We start from the raw sequence: 19,050 nt of genomic DNA, 5'->3' as shown, positions 1-19,050 counted from the left end.
CAAATTGCAATATATATGAACCAAATGCCCAAGTTAAATGCCTAAAATCGGGCCGGGGTCTGTTGTCACCAATTGTCAACCGACCCTAAAATCCTCTACTCTCCTGTAGCTTTCATCCTGTTCAAATTGCGTATCAGAAGCATTCATCGTAGTTTGAAGCACTAAGGACAACACGTTAAGACGCCTGGCTTCTTCAGCGGGTATGGTGAAAGGCTGGTGAATGAAGTATTTTCGCCATGTTCCAAAGAATGATGCAATCGAATCTGGAGCATTTTCCATACTTGGTGCCCGGCCAATCTCTATCTCATGCGTTATGGCCATATCCTCTGCAGCCATAAACGGGTGTTCTGTTATTCCTGCAAAAAAAGGATGGCCCTGTGAGTGGTACAACCAGGCATCGCAGAAGAACGTCTTCGCTTCCGGGAAGTCTGACGGTTTTTCCTGGCGAATGCTTACAATAGCATGTGGTGATTCTTCACCATGCGCGAGGGATAGCGTGGTAATGTTGATAAACGGCACGGCAGGAGGGTTGGTTGCCTCCAGGGCGCGCAGAATCGTAAGCGCTGAAAGGCGGGCGAACTCCCGGGAAAGCCCGCCTTTCATGGACTTAATAACGGCTTCGTGTACGTGAAGGTCAATCAGCATCGCTATAAGGCGGTTGTAGGCATAAATGGGCCCAATCAATATTTCAAGCGCTTTTTCATGGTATTCCGGGGAAAAATTACCGGTTTTCAACTGCAGGTTCAAATCATCGGCCATTTCTTTCCTGCGTGCTTCAAATACACTGTTAAATTGCGCAATTCGTTGGTCAATCAACTGTCTGGTGATTTTTCTGACTTCCTTGAAAACAAGGTTCAAGCGCTTTTCTGTTCGCTTCGTGTTGCCAGTCCAGTGAATGACGGTAGAATCATCGCTTTTCTCAACCTTGTAATAAGGCACATTGTTAAAGGCTCTGAGTCCAGTGGTTTCTTTAAGGTTTTGACAGGTTTCGTTGACCGTTTTAAGCGCGTCTTTATACCACTTGGGCACCCATAATTCCTTGCCATTATAGAACGCGTAGGCGCTTCTTGCAGGCATGCTCGATGCGGCTGGGTGTCCGGCATCCGGGAACGGGGTAAGCGCATGGCGCCTGTCGGCCTCTTCCCGCGCCTGCATGTAAGCGTGCATGCAGGTGCCTGCTACCAGCAAAAGGCAGATGGCAAGCGTGGCTTTTTTTGAAAGACCTCCCTGGATAATGCCGTATAAATCGCGTTCATCAATCGGGCGAGCCTCACTTTGTTTTTGCTGATATTGACGGGCCCTTCTCTCTTTGGCGGTAATTTTACGGATATCTTTATTGCGTTTAGACATGCGGGTAGTCCTCGAAAAAACAGTGACCGAAATATAAAAGCGCATATTATACACCGTATGCGCATATTTTGGTATGACTGATTTTTAATGCGTCCTAAGGTTTATTCGCACTTCGGCGCGCAATCAAAAGCGTTGATGCGGTGTTGCCCGTAACATTCAGAAGGGTTGCAACCGGATCAATCAGCAGACTGATGGCAGCGACCGCTATGAGCGATTCTGGGGGAAAGCCATAGACGGTTAAAATAAAAAGCTCTCCGAGCATCCCGCCGCCGGGGATGGCACCCATGACACTGCCTGTCAGAAACGAAACGCCAATTGCGGTGAGCACGACCGTTGCCCCGGAAAAATCGAGTTGAAAGACGCCGAATAGAAAAGCAATCTTGAACATCGCACCAATAATCGACCCCTGTTTGTGCAGCATCGTACCCAGTGGAATGACCGTTTCTGCAACTACGGGTGGCACGCCCATGGATTGGCTGGCAAGAAGATTGGCCGGCAGGGAGGCTGCACTGCTGCAGGTGGCAAGCGCTGTAAGCGCTGGCAGGGGGATGAATTTCCAAAATCGCGCGAGTGTGGAGCGCCCGCCTGCAATAAACGCGCACAATGAATAAAAGCCTGCAAACCAGAGGAGACACACGGTATAACACACCAGTCCAATCTGCAGATAGACACCGGCAAACTTTGGCCCAAGGGTGCTGATGAGGAGTGCGAACCAGGCAAAGAAACCGATGGGTGCGAGCCACATGATGAGGCTGAACATGCGCAGAAACACCTGCTCGCCGCCGGTTAAAAAGCGCAAAAACGGGTTATCGGGGGAGCTTTTGGCACAGGCAAGACCTGTTAACAGAGAAAAAACCATTAATGCCAGCATATGCTGGTGCGAAAAAAGTTGCCCAAAGTCCGGCACGGTAAAAAGACTCGCAATGTGAGTTGAGATGTCAGGATGAACGTGGTTAACGGCCACAGGCAGAGTAAGGCTGACCCCTTTCGCGGGTGGAAACATCATCACCGCAATGAGTGACCAGAGGGCTGCGAGCGTGCCGGTAATGAGAAAAACCAGTGCGGCCTGACAGAGAATTCGACTCAGGCTGCCACTGCCTGCGGCACGTGCTGTGGCTGAGGCAACCGAGAAAAATACAAGCGGGACAATGGCACTTAAAAGAAGATTTAAAAAAATATCCGCCAAAGGCTTCAGGTACGGAACTACCTCAGGAAAATACCCGCCTGATAATCCGCCACCCACAAGTGACACGAGCAGCAGCCCCTGAAAGGCATAGGGGCCGGATAAAAAGCGCTTCAGCGGCAATTGGCTTCTCCTTTAACGCGTGCGTTGTAAGAGTGTGACGCCCCCGGTTTTTTCAGCATCGGTCAGCGTACAGAGGAACGTGCCATTCAGCTTTTCCTGATAGGTGACCGGGTCAAGAATGGAGATGAAGAGTTTTGCCGTGTTGTCACGGAAAACGTGGAGTCGCACATAGTTGGTGATGGCACCAAGGTTTTGAATGGTGGAGATGGAAAAAACCGTTTTGGAGGTGGCAATGACTTCTTTAGCGGATTGACCATCATCAGAGGGCAGCATGTAATGGGTATAAACGTCATAATCCATGGCTGAAGAAAAGGCAACAACGCCGCCGTTTCCGGATTCCAGTGTGCACCTGCCAGGACGCATTACCGCCCGTACGCTTTCTCCGTTTTCAAGCGCGGTGAGCAGCGCGCCAAAAGTCGGAAGAAGGGTTGTTGCTGCAAAGGCCTCAATGGTGCTGCAGGCGAGTACTGCTCCAGCGACACATGCCGCGATACGTTTGAAAAACATGATATTCTCCTTGTATTGATTCCCTGAACGCGCAATGATAATGCCCATGAACGATGCCTTTTGCAAGAGATAACCGACCATGTTTTTTGTGCAGAGCGTTGTGGGAGGGATATTACTCATCCTCTGTGCGATGAATACCGTGCGGGCGGAAGAGACCGATCAGTTTACACTGCCGCCGCAGGCGCTTGCGGACACGGGGCCAGCTGGCAGTGAAGCGCTCTTCCGCGTGATTGAACGTGCAGCGGCACACACCAACCAGCAGATGGCGCACCTTGAGCAGGCGGAACCTCACAGTCGAACTGCCGCAAAAGCACTCTTGCAGTACCAGAGGGGTGCACATTTTGCGGATGCAGTTTATCGTGCAACAGGTCCTGGATTTCCCCGCTGGATGCGCTGGAACCGACTGCCGGTATCGGCACTGCCAAAGTTCTACAGTGAATCCTGCCCCTGGAACAATGTCTACTGGCTCGCGTTTTCACAATCCCCGCTGTCGTTGATGGGACTTGCTCCAACGGTGAACATGTACGGTCATTATTTCGGCACGGACAAGCTTGGGCATTTTTTTATGATGGGGCATACCTATTATACGTTATACCGGCATGCGCGTTCGCGTGGAAAAAGTGCAGCACAAGCGCACGCGCTTCTTGTGCGTTATGGGGAATTTCTTGAAAAGACCTATCTTGGAATGCTGGTAAACGGGGTCTACTCAAACGGTGATTTATCGGCCAATTACGCGGGCTGGAAATTTTACTCCAATCTGACGCGCCCGGTAAAAATTGGCCATGAAACACTCTCTCCCATACTGGTGCTGCGCAATAATCGCTGGGAATTTTCAGAACGCGTAACCCCTTCCAATCTTTTAAAGCCATATCTGAATGACAACCTGAATGAAGCCTTTAATCCCTGCTATTACCTGTTCTCGCGCGGGCAGATTCGCCGGGAGATAAAAAAACGCTGCGCAAACTGGAAAGAGCGCCGTGGATTAACTCGCGAAATGGTGCAGGCAAAGCACGAAGAAACGCGTCTTTGGAACGGTGAAAACTACGGGCACTGGCTGCCATCGGGGAGCGCGGTTACGCTTCAGGCCTGCTTTGAGAACCGGTGAACCGGGAAGCGCCCGGCAGTGTCGCCATCGGAATGCAGACAAAATCGCGCACCGAAGCCCTGGGATGCGGCAGCTGCAGTTCCGGGGTACGAAGTATCTTATCGCCATAATGCAGAATATCGATATCAAGGGTGCGCGGCCCCCAGCGTTTTTTTCGAACACGCCCGTGAGCATGCTCGATGTTCTGGCAGGCGCGCAGCAAGGTAAGCGGGGGCAGGCGTGTCAGGATTTCTGCAACGGTGTTGCAATAGCTCGGTTGAAAACCGCGCATGCCAGCGGGTGAGGTTTTGATGGGGCGCGCGCTTCGGGTATGTATGCTGCATGGCAGGGTGCGCAGGGCGGAAAGCGCCAGGCGCACCTGGCGTACCGGTGATTTTTGATTACTGCCAAGCCCGAGATAACAGCGAATCATGAAGCTTCGGGCGCAGCTGGCTTTGAACGGCGTCGTCGTCTGGGCTTTTTGGGGGACTGCGCACTGAGTTCGGCCACCATGGCTTCCTGAGTGGCAGCGTCTTCATCCTGAAAACGTGTCCACCAGCTGGCAAGGCTCATGTCCTCATCGCCTGCAAGTGCGCGCAGGCCCAGAAAATCGTAGGCCGCACGAAAGCGTGGATGGTGCAAAAGATTAAATGCCCGCCCGCCAAGCCGTTTGGGAAAGCGGAACTGCAGCAGCCAGATTTCACGCATCACCTGACTGAAACGTTTAGGAATGGTGACAATCCGGTTTTGCTCTTCAACAACGAGTGACATGGCTTTTTCCAGTGCCGGCAGCGGATCCATGCCGGTTTCCTGCAGTGCACGTGCACGCTCCTTGAGCGGGAACCAAAGGAGTACGGCATACAGAAAGGCCGGATTGACCGGCTTGTCATCGCGTATACGGATGTCGGTATTTTCAAGCGCAATGCCAATCAACGCGTTTACCGGGTGTTCGGAATGCAGTAGTTTCGCCGTTTGAGGGAAGAGGTGGTCAAAAAGGCCGTGGTGCGTCAGGAGACGCTGAACGGATTCACCCTCACCGCATTGATACAGCTTGGTCATTTCGTCAAAGAGTCGGGAGCCTGAAACATGGGTAATATGCTCACCAAGCGCACGGATGGGGGCTGCGGTGTTTTCTTCGATGGTAAAATGCAGTTTGGCGCTGAAACGAATGGCACGCAGCATGCGCACCGGGTCTTCCTGGTAGCGGGTAGTGGGATCGCCAATCATGCGAATGCAGCGTGCTTCGGTATCTGCTACACCACCGGTATAGTCCACAATGCTCGCATCGCGCAGGTTATAATAAAGGCTGTTGACGGTAAAGTCGCGCCGAAATACATCTTCTTCGAGGGTGCCCCAGGCGTTATCGCGAATCAGCATGCCGCGGTCGTTTACCTGCTGCGTGGTTTCAGCATTTCCTTCACCCCGATCGTTGCCGCGAAAGGTTGCAACTTCGATGATTTCCCGGTGAAAAATAATGTGCACCAGTTTAAAACGCCGCCCGATAATGCGGGCATTGCGAAAGAGGCGCTTAATCTGATTGGGAGTGGCGCTGGTTGCAACGTCAAAATCCTTAGGCGCTTTTTTGAGCAGTAAATCACGCACACTTCCACCCACCAGATAAGCCTCGTGACCGGCGCTGTTCAGGCGATTTAATACTGAAAGCGCGTTGGGGCTGATGTCTGTTTTTGACAGACAATGATTCTGGCGCGGAATGATGTATTTGGCATTCACTGCGGGTTCGGCGGCTCGCGTTCGGCGCAGCAGCTTTTTGATAAGGTGGATGATTGTCGATACCTCAAAATTATGAATATGTCGCGCATAATTATAGCGAACCTCTCTCTGAAAAGGAACTGTTTACCCCGGACGTAAAAAAAGGGAAAATGCACTACGTCTTTTTCCTTTTGGATAGTCTATGGACTGGCTGGACATTACTCTGAGCCTGATGGCGCTCATTATTCTTGAAATCGTGCTTGGTATCGATAACCTTGTGTTTTTAAGCATTCTTACTGAGAAGCTCCCGCGCGAGCAGCGCCGAAACGCACGCCGCTGGGGGCTCACGATGGCATGGATGACCCGCCTGATGCTGCTCGCCTCAGCGACCTGGATTATCCGCATGAAAACACCTTTTGTGCAGATTGCGGAATTATCGTTTTCTGTGCGCGATCTCTTCCTGCTCGCTGGAGGTGCTTTCCTGATAGCCAAGGCCACGCAGGAAATTCGCTATGAGGTTGGCGATGAAGACATTCCGCAGATTGCTTCGGGCGGTAAATCCAAGGCTGCATTTCGGCAGGTGGTTATCCAGGTGGCACTGATGGATATTATTTTTTCACTTGACAGTGTGTTGACCGCCATCGGTCTGACGACACTCTTCTGGGTAATGGCCCTTGCCATCAGCATCGCCATTCTCGTGATGATTTTTGCAAGCGAAGCGGTGAGCCGTTTTATTGAGCAGCATCCTACCCTGAAAATGCTGGCTCTGAGCTTTCTGATTCTGATTGGCGTGGTATTAATTGCTGATGGACTGTCGTTTCATATTCCAAGAGGATATGTCTATTTTGCCATGGGTTTTTCCCTCAGTGTTGAGGGGTTAAATCATGTGCGGCGGGTGCGCCGCGGGAGGAGAAGGGGATGAATGCCTGGCTCTGGATTAAAGCGCTGCACGTGATTGCCATGGTGGCCTGGTTCGCGGGTCTTTTCTACCTGCCGCGCCTCTTTGTCTACCATGCAGACGGCGCTGATGACACCCTCTTTAAAACCATGGAGCGCAGGCTGTATTACGGCATTACCTGGCCCGCCGCTCTCGTCACGACTTTTGCAGGTGTCTGGATGCTTATACTTCAGCCCGCGTATTTAAAAGCTGGCTGGATGCATGCAAAGCTTGGAATGGTCGCACTTCTTTGGGGCTATCATCTGCTGTGTGGCCATTACCGCCGGATGTTTGCAGACAATAAAAACCGGCATCGCGCCGGTTTTTACCGTGTTTTTAATGAAGTGCCAACCCTGCTGTTGGTGGGAATTGTGGTGATGGTAATTGTACGACCCTAGTCCATAATAACCATTTCAAAATCTTCCTTGGCCGCACCGCAATCGGGGCAAAACCAGTTTTCAGGAACGTCTTCCCAGAAAGTGCCCGGGGCAATGCCGTCTTCCGGCCAGCCCTCGGCTTCATCGTAGATAAAACCACAGATAACACACAGGTATTTTCGATATTCGCGCATTTTTAACTCTAAAGGGTATAAAAGCGGAACTTTAGCGATTCTTGCACATAAAGTAAAGATTATGGATTGAGGACACGCCCGCGCTCCCTCTGGTAAGCAGTTCCCCAATACGCTACTATGCCCTTTTGTTTTTTCGGAGTGCCCATGACTACCTCTCACGAGCTTTTTGAAGCAGCCAGAAACGTCATACCAGGCGGCGTGAACTCGCCAGTGCGCGCGTTTCGGCAGGTGGGTGGCGAGCCCGTTTTTTTCCGTAAGGGAAGAGGCGCATTTCTTGAGGATGTAGAAGGAAAGACTTACATTGATTATATCGGTTCCTGGGGGCCGCTGATTCTTGGACATTGCCACCCTGATGTAGTAGGAGCGGTACAGGATGCGCTGGCATGCGGCATGAGTTTCGGTGCGCCTGTTCCACTTGAAATAGCACTTGCCGAAAAAATCTGCGCATTGATGCCAGGCATTGAAAAAGTGCGTATGGTCAATTCAGGAACAGAAGCCACCATGACCGCCATTCGCCTTGCACGCGGATTTACAAAACGCGACAAAATTCTGAAGTTCACCGGCTGCTACCATGGCCACAGCGACAGCCTGCTCGTTAAAGCCGGTTCAGGCGTGCTGACGCTTGGTATTGCTTCAACACCCGGCATTCCTGAAAGTGTGGTGGAGCATACCCTGACGGTTGATTATAACGACCTCGAAGCCGTTGAAACGGTCTTTGCCCATTTTGGCGAAGAGATCGCCTGCATTATTCTTGAGCCCATCGCCGGCAACATGGGTTTTGTCGAGCCGCTGCCGGGATTTCTTGAAGGGTTACGGCGCGTGTGCACCCAATACGGGTCACTGCTGATTTTTGATGAAGTCATGACCGGTTTTCGCGTGGCCCTCGGCGGCGCGCAGGAAGTGTATGGCATAACCCCCGACCTCACGACTCTCGGCAAGGTAATTGGCGGCGGAATGCCTGTTGGAGCGATTGGCGGACGTCATGATGTGATGAATTATCTGGCACCTGAGGGGCCAGTGTATCAGGCCGGTACTCTTTCCGGTAATCCGCTCGCCATGGCCGCAGGACTGGCTACACTCAATGCGATTTCAGCTCCCGGATTTCACGATGCCCTTGGTAACGTTACAAGGATGCTTGCCGAGGGACTAAAAGACGCTGCTGTCCGCGCCGGGATTGCAATGTGCACAAGTTCACGCGGCGGGATGTTTGGTTTTTGCTTTACAACGCTGACGCGGGTTACCTGCCAGCAGGATGTCGCCAGGTCTGATGAAGCGTTTTTCCGCCGGTTTTATCACGGCATGCTTGATGAGGGCGTTTATCTTGCGCCCTCCATGTTTGAAGCGGGTTTTGTTTCAAGTGCACATACGCCCGAGCTGATAACAAAAACCTGTGATAAGGCCTTTAACGTGATGCGTACAATTGCATAACGAGCTCCGTCATAAAGCGTTCTTCATCGCCGCGCACCATGAGTATCGGTATGCCACTGCAGGAGAGACGGGAGCAGTCAGCAGTGGCTCTGGCGGCGTTTAAGTCTTCATCGAGGGCAAAGCCCAGATGTGCCAGTGGGCGCATTACCCGTTCACGAATGGACACGGCGTTCTCACCAACGCCACCGGTAAAAATGAGCCCATCGAGCGCATCCGTCTGGCTGAGATAAGCGCCGATGGTTTTTTGAATGCTGTAGATATACATGGCAATAGCAAGGCGCGCTGATTCATCGCCGTTTTCTTCGCGCGCAAGGAGGCGGCGCAAATCATTATCGCCCGCCACGCCCATGAGCCCGCTTTGCTGGTTCAAAAGCCTGTCGACCGCGTCTGCTGTAAACCCCTGTCGCTGCAGGTAGAGCACAATGGCGGGGTCGATGTCTCCAGAACGCGTTCCCATGATAAGACCAGCAAGCGGGGTCATGCCCATGCTTGTATCGACCGATTCTCCATCCATTACAAGGCAGGCACTGGCACCATTGCCAAGGTGCAGGGAAATCAACTGACACGTTTCTCGCGGTTTTCCGAGGAACGCTGCCGCCTTCAATGTGACATAATCGTGGTTGATGCCATGAAACCCATAGCGGCGGATTCGGTGGCGTTTTGCAGTTTGTGCATCGATGGCATACTGGTGCGCTTTCGGCGGCAGGGTGTGGTGAAAGCCCGTATCAAAGATGGCTACCTGAAAGGCATTCGGGAATGCGTGCATCGCAAAGCGAATCCCCGCAATATTGGCTGGATTATGCAGTGGCGCGAGGGGGACGAGCGCCTCAATGGCATTGAGTACCGCTTCAGTGATTGGAGTTGGTTGATACCACTCGGCTCCCCCATGTACCACCCGGTGCCCAACGGCTTCCACGGTAACATTTTCCGTTTTGAGGAGCATGGCCGCGAGCGCTTCCAGCGCTTCACCGTGATTGGCAAAGGTGTGGGTGTGCGTGTTCGTCTGGACGCGGGTGTGGTGCCACACGCCCTGCGATTCCCCGATGTTTTCTACAAGCCCGCGAAGCAGCTCTGTGGTGGTCTCGCCCTGATGCTCAAAGAGTTTGTATTTGAGCGATGAGCTGCCGGCATTCAGGGTCAGGACGCGCATGAATTGTCTCCCGCGGCCTGAATGGCCGTTACCAGAATGGTGTTAATGATATCCTGCGGCGTACAGCCGCGGCTTAAGTCATTGACGGGCTTGTTTAAACCAAGCAGCACCGGACCAATGGCAAGCGCGCCACTTTCACGCTGAACGGCTTTGTAGGTGTTATTGCCGGTGTTTAAGTCGGGAAAAATTAATACATTCGCAAAACCCGCAATTTTAGAGCCAGGAAGCTTTTTCGCACCCACCTCGGGGTCGACCGCCGCGTCATATTGAATGGGACCTTCCGCCAGTAAATCGGGAGCTTTCTCATGCACTATTTGTACGGCATTTACCACTTTTTCCACACTTTCTCCCTTGCCGGAAGTGCCAGAGGAATAAGACAGCAGGGCAACCCTTGGGTCAATTCCGAGTTTTTGTGCAATATCAGCACTTTGAAGGGCAATCTCTGCAAGCTCAGCACTGTCCGGCTCAGGATTGATGGCACAATCGCCATAAATCAGTACGCGTGTTGGCAGGCACATGATGAAAACAGAGGAAACTTTCTGAACCCCCTTGCGTGTGCGAATAATTTCAAGCGCGGGGCGCACGGTATCGGCTGTGGTATGCACGGCTCCTGAAACCATGCCATCCGCATCTCCGCAATAGACCATCATCGCGCCGAAATAGTTGGCGTCATTCATGCGCTCAGTCGCGATGGGCAGGTTAACGTTTTTATGCTGACGCAGCTTAAAATAGGTTTCAGCATAGGTTGAGCGCGCACTGGCATGCGCGACATCAATGATGGCGATGCCTGTTAAATCGAGGGAAAGGCGGCGAGCGGCGAGCTGAATTTTTTCAGGATTTCCAAGGAGCGTAAGGCGTACAATCCGCCGTTTCTGCAGGTAATCGGCTGCCTGTAAAATGCGCGGGTCATCGCCTTCTGGCAGTACAATGTGGCGGGCAGCGGTTTTAGCGCGGCTTAAGAGGTGATACAAAAATACCGCGGGACTCGTCACCGCTTTACCAGTGTCCTTCTGCATCAGGCGCGTCAGCACCGGTGAGAGCCAGGGGCGCATCAGCTCAATCGCCATTTCCGCCTTGGGCAGGTCATCGGCCTGGAGGCTGAATTTCGCAGAGTAAAGCGTGGTCGCTGTTTCCCATGTACGGTGAGCAGTTACAAGCACTGGAAAGGGGTGCTCAAGGCCCGCAATGATCTCCTGCAGCACGCGTCCTGGGCGATCGCCTCCTGTGAGCACAATGCCGGCAATTTTGGGGTAATTCGCCGACTGGTCGGCAAGCAGGGAGCCTAAAAGAATATCGACCCGGTCGCCAGGCGTTATAATGAGCATGCCAGCCCGGTCAAGGCGTGATTCGAGAAAATCGCCTACGGTTTTAGCCGCAATCGTAAACTGGCTGACGAGCCGCTCCAGCGCATCAGCACCACAAATGACATCTGCATCAAGAATTTTAGCAATATCGCGAACAGATGGTCGCGCCAGTTTTTCAATTTCGGGAATGATTGTCACAAACGGTATGTGTGGCAATGCCTGCTGAAAAAAGTCGAGCGCATCATTTTCGCTGCCCGCTTCCACCCGGTTAATGACAACACCGGCGATGTCGGCATGCTGCTGGCGCGCGATTTCAAGCGAGGTATTCAGCAGTGAGAGCGTGTGTGCGAGTGTACGGTCTTTCGCGCAGACCACAAGGATAACGGCACAGTTCAGCTGAGCGGCAAGTGTCAGATTGAACTGATATTCAAACACCGCATTATCACTTTCAAAGTCACTGCCTTCGAGATAGGTGAGCGGTGCGCTTGCCGCGGCGCGCGAGGCATCCAGTACTGCGGCAATGAGGTCTTCCGGATTATGCGCCATCAATTCAATGGCATCCGCAATGGGCATGATAGCGGGAACCTTACTGCCGGAAAGTGCTTCGAGCAGCGCCGGTTGGGCGCTATCGGACTCTGAAAAGAGCTTACAGACCCGTAAGTCTGGTTCCGCGCTTTTGAGCAGCGAAGCCATGCCAAGCGAAACAAACGACTTGCCGGGGCGTTTTTCAATGCCGGTCAGATAAATGGGTTTGTGCATGATTGAGCCTTAAAGGCCACTTTGATTGAATATAAAACAAATTACCGAGGAATGCCAGAGTGACAGGCTCGACAGCGCATATTTCCCATGGCATAGTCGAAATGGGACAATAATCCAGGGAAGTGACCAATGACGATTTTCTCGCGTGCGGGGTCTTCAGAGGCGGTAATTCCAAAGGGTGTTGGTGCGTTGTGTGGCATTCAAGTGGTTTCCACACTGAGTTACAGTGTGCTGTACTCGACGCTGGTCCTGTATATGACGGGAAAACTTGGCTTCTCAGCAAGGGACGCCAATCATATCACCGGAGTGTTTGTCGCTTTCAACTATGCGCTTCACCTTCTTGGCGGTTACTGGGGTGGGCGAATACTGTCGTTTCGCATGCTCTTCTGCCTTGGAATGCTTGCACAGATTGCAGGCTGTCTGCTGGTCGCCATGAATTCTGGCGATATCGGCCTTTATGGCGGGCTCGGCGCCTTTCTTGCTGGATGCGGTCTGAATGTAACCTGTATCAACTGCCTGCTGACCCGTTTTTTTGAGCCAGGCGACAGTCGCCGCGAAACGGCGTTTTTCTGGAATTATGCCGCCATGAATGCCGGCTTTTTCGCGGGCTTCAGCCTCAGCGGGTATTTTCAGATGCTGCAGGATTATCAAAGCCTTTTTGTGCTGGCAAGCCTCGGTAACCTTGCGGCACTGCTCTTTTGCCTGCGCGCCTGGCCATACCTGGCTGACCGTGACACCCTCTTTTCTCAAAAACTTCCCTCAGCCAAACGGCGTTCGCGCTTTTTTGGTGTACTTTCTGTATTCGCTCTGCCGCCGCTCCTTGCCTTTATGCTGCAGCATGCCGAGTTTGCCAATCGGCTGGTGCTCGTAACGGGCGCGGTTATGGCGGGTGTCGCGCTGCTGCTGGCGCATCGACAGCGTGATGGGGTTGTACGCGGGCGGATGCAGAGTTTTGTTGTCCTGATGCTCGTCAGCACGGTATTCTGGATGCTCTTTCAGACAGCCCCCATGGGACTGACACAATTTATCGAGCATAATGTGGCGCGAACGATTAATGGCTTTACGCTGCCCACCCAGTGGTTCCAGAATATTAACACGCTCACCATTGTCATTGGCGGCCCCCTGATGAGCATGCTGCTCACGCGTCTTCGCGGACGCGGAATAGCAGTCAGCATTCCCGTGCAGTTCGCGCTTGCGCTCCTCTGTATCGGGTTCGCTTTTATGCTCTTGCCCTGCGGCATTGCCAGAGCCAGTGATACAGGTCTTGTAGCACCGATGTGGGTTGTGGCAAGCTTCGTGCTGCAAAGCACAGGTGAGCTGCTGTTGTCGCCCGTTGGTTATGCCATGGTGGGTCGACTGGTGCCACAGTCTCTGCAGGGCGTGATGATGGGCATGTGGATGTTGACCGTTGGCGTAGGCTCAACCCTTGCGAGCTTTACGTCTAACAGCATGAGCGCGGGAGGGGAGGGGGCATCTCCCTTGTTCACCAATGCGCTTTTTGCGGAAGTATTCTTGAAGCTGGGTCTGCTTGCGGTAGCGGCGGCCATGCTTCTCTGGTTGCTGGTTCCAGTGTTGAGACGCTGGATGGCTGAATCTGGTGAAGAGGCTGAGGCAATGAATGCCGCACCCCTTGCCGAATCACGTGAGTGTTGTATTGAGCAGACCGCTTGACCCTATTGTTCCGGCAGACCTTAGTTGGCGTGATGGTCTGCCGTATTCACCTGCTTTCGAGGATGTTTACTTTTTGCCGGAAAACGGGCCGGCGGAAGTCAGGCATGTTTTTGTCGACGGAAACCAGCTTATCGAACGCTGGCAGGCATTGCCCCGGGATGCGAAATCGCATTTTGTCATAGCCGAAACCGGTTTTGGTTCAGGCTTGAATGCCCTGGTCACCATTGATTGCTGGCTGAAAAATGCTCCTGCTGACGCGCATCTTTATTACTATTCCTGTGAAAAATATCCTCTTAAGCGGGAGGATTTCGCGCGCTGCATGGCGCTCTGGCCACAGTATGAGGCGATTGGCGCGGCACTGCTTGAAGCCTGTCCCATGCTGGTGCCCGGCATGCACCAGTTGAAGCTTTCGGGCCTGCCCGTGACGCTCATGCTGATGCTTGGGGACGCGACAGACATGTATACAGAGCTTCTGACCTCAGGTGAGGCCGAAACGGAAAAAGCGTTTGGGCAATGCAGGCTGGATGCGATTTTTCTCGATGGGTTTTCGCCTGCAAAAAATCCTGCCATGTGGACACAGACGCTTTTTAACACACTCGGACTCCTCGCGCACGATACCGCCACGCTCGCGACATTTTCCTGCGCGCGCGCCGTCTGCGAGGGATTGGGGCAGGCGGGTTTTATGGTCAGCAAAGTACCGGGATTTGGGCGTAAACGCCGAATGTTGGTGGCGCGAAAGAGCCCAAACGTAGAAAATAGAACGATACGTAAAACCCCGTGGCACGTCAATGCGAAACGCTTTCAACAGCGAGGCCGCGCGCTGGTGGCAGGTGCCGGGCTTGCCGGGGCTTTTGTTGCAGACGCGCTCGCGCGGCGTGGCTGGGAGGTGGTCGTACTGGAGCGCGAAGCGAACCCCGCCGGCGGTGCCTCCGGTAATCCACAGGCGGTTTTATATCCCATGTTTTCTTCACACGACTCCCCCATGAGCCGTTTTTTTCTGATGGCCTTTCCACAGAGCGCGCGCCGGTTGCGGGCGTTGCACGGTGAAGGGGTTGGGGGGGATTTCAGTGGCATTTTACAGCTTGCCATGGACAATAAAACGCGCCAGGAATTTGCGCGTCTTCGCCCGCTTTTTGCGCATTGTCCCGATGTGGCTCAGTGGGTTGATGCAGCGATGGCCTCAAGGCTTGCCGGTATTCCTCTACGACATGAAGCGCTCTTTGTACCGGCGGCTGGCTGGATGGATGCGCGCGCCTTATGCACGCATCTCTTAAGTGCCCCGAACATACATGTACTGGCAAACACGCCGGTTGAAACGATTCATCGTGAGAATTCTCTCTGGTATGCCGGCGGGCAGACGGGCGACATTCTTGTGATAGCTTGCGGCATTGCCGCCTCACGGTATCCCGAGACTTCGCACCTGACCCTTAAGCCCCTGCGCGGTCAGATGAGCGGTTTTGAGTCAACGTCTGAGTCACGTGCGCTGCTTCTGCCCGTCTGTGGCGATGGTCACGTACTGCCCGCTGTGAACGGCGTGCACCTTACAGGTGCAACGTATTTTCCGGGTGTTGATTCAAGCGTGTGCAGCAGCGAAGATGACGCACGTAACATGGCACGCCTTGCAACGTTTGTCCCGGATGTGTCATGGCCTGATGCTGCGAGTACGCAGTGGGCAGGTGTACGCGCAGTCACGCCTGATTATCTGCCGCTGGTCGGGCCGGTTGCCGATGTCGGGCAGTTTTCTGAACGCTTTGCGCCGATGCGCCGCAATGCGAAGTGCTGGCTTTCGGCCACCGGTGCTTTTCACGAGGGGCTTTACATCTGCGCGGGCTTTGGCTCCCGCGCTTTGACCAGCGCGCCATTGTGTGCGGAATTTCTGGCAGAAAGCCTTGATGCGAGCGCGCCTCTCCTGCCTCGTTCTATCCAACAGGCGCTTTCGCCGGCGCGTTTTTTGGTGCGCGCGCTGATACGGTCTAGCGTGTGAATGGTCATGCCTTAAGCCTCTGAAATTATTTAAATATCTAAAATAATTTCGCTTTGATTAAAAAATACCCTTGTTGTGTTCGGTGTAAAAGTGTACGATTTGGTTGTCGAATGGTAGATGGAGCTTTATGATGTTCACGCGTACTTTTTCGTTAACTGGTTCACTCTCCAGTATAAGCGGGTCTTCCTCCGCCGATACTGTCAATATTTCTAAACCCTCGTCATCATCACCACCTGTTTCATCTGGTGATGCACTGTATGAGCAACTTTCCGCCATTCGAAAGAGTCTCTGGCAGGTTGATTCTCTGGATGAAGATACGGTGAAGGCGGCGCTTGAGCGGCTTGTTGCGATGGAGTCAAGCATAGAAAGTGACGAACACCTGCGCAATAAAAACAGCTGGCTTCAGAAAATATGGGTCTTGCGTTCAGCCTGCCTTTTAAAAGAAGAATCATTGGCCGACGATTTTTCCTCTGAGCGATGTGAAGACGCGCGCAATCTGTTGAAAAAAGCGCTGGCACTGAAAGGCACTGGCTCTGATGCCCTGATGCGCTTTAAAGAGCCGCTTAAAGCGCTTTCCCGGCACATGGATACCATCGCATTTTTAGACTCTATCCAGGTCACACACATGGAGCAGGCAGCGCGTGCATCTCGGGAGCGCATCAAGCGTTTTACAATAAAAACAGAAGCGGCGATTCAGGAGGGGCGCCTCAGTGAGGCGGAACAATATGCCATTCACTCAAGAAGGGTGCGTGTTCCAGAGCTTCCCCTGCGCATGTCAGCCGGACTGACGCTCTTTGCACAAAAAGACTGTTTCCAAACGGCCTATGCTTTCCTTGATGGTGAGCTGCCTAAAATAGCCGACGGCCTTTTGTGTCTTGCGCTTTCTAAAGACAGGCACTCAGAGGCACGACGGGTGGCTTCACCGAGGTAAGCTGTTTGGCCTCAGTCAGAGCTTTTTGCCCCTGTCGACCAGGGGTTCAGATATCAAGTCCATTATCTGGCCTCGGGCGTTCACTCAGAATGTTTTTAATGCTGTCTATCAGTATTTGTTTTTCGGTATCACGAGGTGATTCTTCAAGTATCAGCGAATGAATGGACGGATTATTTTCCACTGACTGCTTTAACGCACGCAGATGATGTTCTTCAAGGCCGCATCCGAAGAGATTCACATACGTTACAACCGTGTTATGAGAGAGTGCCTCAAAGAGGGCGTCAAATTGGCTATTGCTGAGGTGTTTATTATCGAAATAACAACGTGTGAATGCCTTATCGTTTTCTCTGATGCGAGTGATTAGCTCATCAATACTTGCATCACTAGAAAAAAATGAATGATTAGGCATCATGTGCTCCTGTTATTTTGCAGATGCGGGGGTGAAAAATGTTCATCAAATCTACCAGCCGCTATAGATTTAATCATTTTAAGCGTTTCACTATATATCGACTCTGGATGTAACTCAACTCTCTTCCTTGTGAGTGTATTTAATTCTGGAATGAGCTTATAACGAATTAAAGCCGACAGTGCCTTTTCGCTATCGGGCTTATGCGGGTAGATTTCGCTGCCAAGAATATATTTCACGTGGTCATTAAAAAAATTATATGCGCAATCAATATCGGTAAAGCCGAATTTTTTTGCTATAAAACGCTGCAGTTCTTTTCCATGAGAAGTCGCGAAAAGTGCACAGGTTATCAGGCTGCTTTCAAAGGCGGACTGCGATTGCGCAAGCAGCTGCAAATAATTCTGGGCGTGCAGTTGTGACGGGGAGGCTCGAAAGAACGTTAAGTTCTCGATGAGGTTTCCTCTGTTTTTAAGGTCCAAAAATTCACGTATTCCCTGCTCAACGGTCGTTTTGGGATTAAACGCAGGCATTGGTCCCATTCCCTCTTCAGGAAGGTAGCGTGAGGAAAAAAAATGTTCTATCTGTTGCCATGCACGTTGATAAACCGATTGAAACTGCACATCGTGCGACATCAGCTGCGCATAAAAAACGTGGTAATTTGGTGGACTTGCCAACCTCTCAGCAACTGGAACCGAGACCTCATACCCCGGAACCAACCCTAAAGCATATTCTGCGGGGCCAATGACTTCATGGAGGCTGTGAAACCCGCCGGAAACCATATAAGCCGTGATTGCCGCGAGATAATGTTGTTTTTCAGCAAGACTCGAAAAATTAGCGAGGCACTCCATTTGACCGAGAAACAGGCTGGTCATGCCTGAAGGACCGGATACATAAACGGCATCATTTTCAAAAAGGTCGCGTGTGCAGGGCGCCTCCAGGTCCGGTGCCTGTAATTTTGCATCAGGCGCCCATCCTGGAGACGAACAGGGGATGCCTTCGTTAAATAATCCGCCTTCCTCGCGCATCAGACCCATCTGAATTTTATAATCAGCCTCTGATTTAACGTTGATAATACCCAGTCTCCCTCTTTCCTTATATAGGCCACTTTGGTACATCAATGTATCAGGAATCCATGAGGCTGTTTCTGGCTCGATGACTTCAAAAAATTTTTCTGGATGTTCCCTGAAACGCGTTGTCCTCAAAATTTCCCTTAATTTTCCAATCGGAGGTCTTACGGGTGCCAAGCCTTCAAAAGTATAGTAGCGAAAAACGTTTTGAGCGAACTTGAAATGAATTTGCATTATACGTGCTAAATCTTCAGGGCGGTTTGCTTGAAGAATGTTAATAATCTGTTCACGTGAGGGTTGTACGTCAAAGCCTCCAAAGCCCAGTTCAGATGGCTTCAGGCTTGGTAATAAAAATTTATTGCTGGGACCCTGAAGACCGAATTTCGGATCGCTGCTGTGCACCGATTCGATGGCCAGTATTATCTTTTGCGACAAAAACCCCACTGTCTCCATCATCGCCTCGGTAGGGTTTTGCAGCATGGTAATGTGTATTTGTGACTCAATATGTCGAGCCAGCGGGTTTTCATACTTTTGTAAGGCATTCCGCTCATCTTTGAAATGCCGGATTTGTTCGGAAGTTGCAAGGAGCCTTTCTCTGGTTGAGTACTTTCGTACCCGCTCGCTGATGCGAACGAGAATGATAGCAACCTTCTCAGCATCTTTTTCATGGTTCTCAACAGCCATGCGAATTTCGCGTACTGCGGATTCAACCAGTGCCGCATTAATACCGTCACGTGCGAGTGCCTTAAGCGTATGAATAGCGTATAAGTAAGCTTCCGTCCTGCTTATAAACATAAAGGCTATAATAAATTCATAATGAATAAATTAAGTATAGTTTAATGATAACTGAACAGCCAATTCGCCCCCGCCAAAGGGTCAACGGGC

General features: G+C 52.0%; 17 protein-coding genes. 7 read left to right on the top strand and 10 right to left on the bottom strand.

Translation table 11 applies throughout. The features are described from left to right. Positions 1–75 precede the first annotated feature (75 nt). From E4T54_RS02305 to E4T54_RS02295, 3 genes are all read right to left on the bottom strand, one after another. On the bottom strand, positions 76–1,350 hold the full coding sequence (locus tag E4T54_RS02305) for a hypothetical protein (RefSeq protein ID WP_028387061.1): 1,275 nt from the start codon (positions 1,348–1,350) through the stop codon (positions 76–78). Between the two features lie 94 nt (positions 1,351–1,444). Next, positions 1,445–2,656, bottom strand: a complete 1,212-nt coding sequence (locus tag E4T54_RS02300; protein ID WP_028387062.1) for a dicarboxylate/amino acid:cation symporter — start codon at positions 2,654–2,656, stop codon at positions 1,445–1,447. A gap of 12 nt (positions 2,657–2,668) precedes the next feature. After that, positions 2,669–3,163 carry a hypothetical protein gene (locus E4T54_RS02295; protein WP_131793709.1) on the bottom strand — a complete coding sequence of 165 codons (495 nt, stop codon included), beginning with the start codon at positions 3,161–3,163 and terminating at the stop codon, positions 2,669–2,671. Between the two features lie 79 nt (positions 3,164–3,242). Between E4T54_RS02295 and E4T54_RS02290 the strand changes: the two genes are divergently transcribed. After that, a complete protein-coding gene (locus E4T54_RS02290; protein ID WP_028387064.1) occupies positions 3,243–4,268 on the top strand; it encodes a hypothetical protein in 1,026 nt (341 codons plus the stop codon). On the opposite strand, the gene folK is transcribed toward E4T54_RS02290, so the two are convergent. Both folK and pcnB read right to left on the bottom strand, forming a co-directional pair. Beyond that, positions 4,237–4,680, bottom strand: coding sequence for a 2-amino-4-hydroxy-6-hydroxymethyldihydropteridine diphosphokinase (gene folK, locus E4T54_RS02285; RefSeq protein ID WP_051551010.1), 444 nt, complete (start codon positions 4,678–4,680; stop codon positions 4,237–4,239). The genes E4T54_RS02290 and folK overlap by 32 nt on opposite strands. Next, positions 4,677–5,978 carry a polynucleotide adenylyltransferase PcnB gene (gene pcnB, locus E4T54_RS02280; RefSeq protein WP_028387065.1) on the bottom strand — a complete coding sequence of 434 codons (1,302 nt, stop codon included), beginning with the start codon at positions 5,976–5,978 and terminating at the stop codon, positions 4,677–4,679. Before pcnB ends, folK begins: the two co-directional genes overlap by 4 nt. 181 nt (positions 5,979–6,159) lie before the next feature. Here pcnB and E4T54_RS02275 point away from each other — a divergent pair, with 181 nt between their 5' ends. Beyond that, positions 6,160–6,879: a TerC family protein gene (locus tag E4T54_RS02275; RefSeq protein ID WP_028387066.1), complete on the top strand. Its 720-nt coding sequence runs from the start codon at positions 6,160–6,162 to the stop codon at positions 6,877–6,879. Continuing rightward, positions 6,876–7,292, top strand: coding sequence for a protoporphyrinogen oxidase HemJ (gene hemJ / locus E4T54_RS02270; protein WP_028387067.1), 417 nt, complete (start codon positions 6,876–6,878; stop codon positions 7,290–7,292). The genes E4T54_RS02275 and hemJ overlap by 4 nt, the downstream gene beginning before the upstream one ends. Here hemJ and E4T54_RS02265 read toward each other — a convergent pair. After that, entirely contained in the window at positions 7,289–7,465 is a 177-nt protein-coding gene (locus E4T54_RS02265) for a rubredoxin (RefSeq protein ID WP_028387068.1), read from the bottom strand. The two genes, hemJ and E4T54_RS02265, sit on opposite strands and share 4 nt — an antisense overlap. A 144-nt stretch (positions 7,466–7,609) precedes the next feature. Between E4T54_RS02265 and hemL the strand changes: the two genes are divergently transcribed. Further along, positions 7,610–8,893, top strand: a complete 1,284-nt coding sequence (hemL, locus tag E4T54_RS02260; protein ID WP_028387069.1) for a glutamate-1-semialdehyde 2,1-aminomutase — start codon at positions 7,610–7,612, stop codon at positions 8,891–8,893. Here hemL and E4T54_RS02255 read toward each other — a convergent pair. Together E4T54_RS02255 and pta are read right to left on the bottom strand one after the other, a co-directional pair. After that, entirely contained in the window at positions 8,868–10,043 is a 1,176-nt protein-coding gene (locus tag E4T54_RS02255) for an acetate/propionate family kinase (protein WP_028387070.1), read from the bottom strand. The two genes, hemL and E4T54_RS02255, sit on opposite strands and share 26 nt — an antisense overlap. Further along, on the bottom strand, positions 10,031–12,106 hold the full coding sequence (gene pta, locus E4T54_RS02250; RefSeq protein WP_028387071.1) for a phosphate acetyltransferase: 2,076 nt from the start codon (positions 12,104–12,106) through the stop codon (positions 10,031–10,033). Before pta ends, E4T54_RS02255 begins: the two co-directional genes overlap by 13 nt. A gap of 129 nt (positions 12,107–12,235) precedes the next feature. On the opposite strand from pta, the gene E4T54_RS02245 reads away from it, so the two are divergent. From E4T54_RS02245 to E4T54_RS02235, 3 genes are all read left to right on the top strand, one after another. After that, positions 12,236–13,777 (top strand): peptide MFS transporter, encoded by a 1,542-nt coding sequence (locus E4T54_RS02245; protein ID WP_051551012.1) that lies wholly within the window; start codon positions 12,236–12,238, stop codon positions 13,775–13,777. Further along, complete coding sequence (gene mnmC, locus E4T54_RS02240; protein ID WP_167755232.1) at positions 13,749–15,761, top strand: bifunctional tRNA (5-methylaminomethyl-2-thiouridine)(34)-methyltransferase MnmC2/FAD-dependent 5-carboxymethylaminomethyl-2-thiouridine(34) oxidoreductase MnmC1; 2,013 nt, start codon at positions 13,749–13,751, stop codon at positions 15,759–15,761. The genes E4T54_RS02245 and mnmC overlap by 29 nt, the downstream gene beginning before the upstream one ends. A gap of 127 nt (positions 15,762–15,888) precedes the next feature. Further along, entirely contained in the window at positions 15,889–16,692 is an 804-nt protein-coding gene (locus E4T54_RS02235) for a hypothetical protein (protein ID WP_131793708.1), read from the top strand. Positions 16,693–16,738: 46 nt separating this feature from the next. Here E4T54_RS02235 and E4T54_RS02230 read toward each other — a convergent pair whose 3' ends face one another. Both E4T54_RS02230 and E4T54_RS02225 read right to left on the bottom strand, forming a co-directional pair. Beyond that, positions 16,739–17,104, bottom strand: a complete 366-nt coding sequence (locus E4T54_RS02230) for a hypothetical protein (RefSeq protein WP_135100387.1) — start codon at positions 17,102–17,104, stop codon at positions 16,739–16,741. Further along, positions 17,101–18,960 (bottom strand): hypothetical protein, encoded by a 1,860-nt coding sequence (locus tag E4T54_RS02225; RefSeq protein WP_028387076.1) that lies wholly within the window; start codon positions 18,958–18,960, stop codon positions 17,101–17,103. Before E4T54_RS02225 ends, E4T54_RS02230 begins: the two co-directional genes overlap by 4 nt. Positions 18,961–19,050 lie beyond the last annotated feature (90 nt).

It is taken from the genome of Legionella geestiana (genome assembly GCF_004571195.1).
Lineage (GTDB): Bacteria > Pseudomonadota > Gammaproteobacteria > Legionellales > Legionellaceae > Legionella_B > Legionella_B geestiana.
This window is presented reverse-complemented; position numbering and strand designations above follow the sequence as displayed.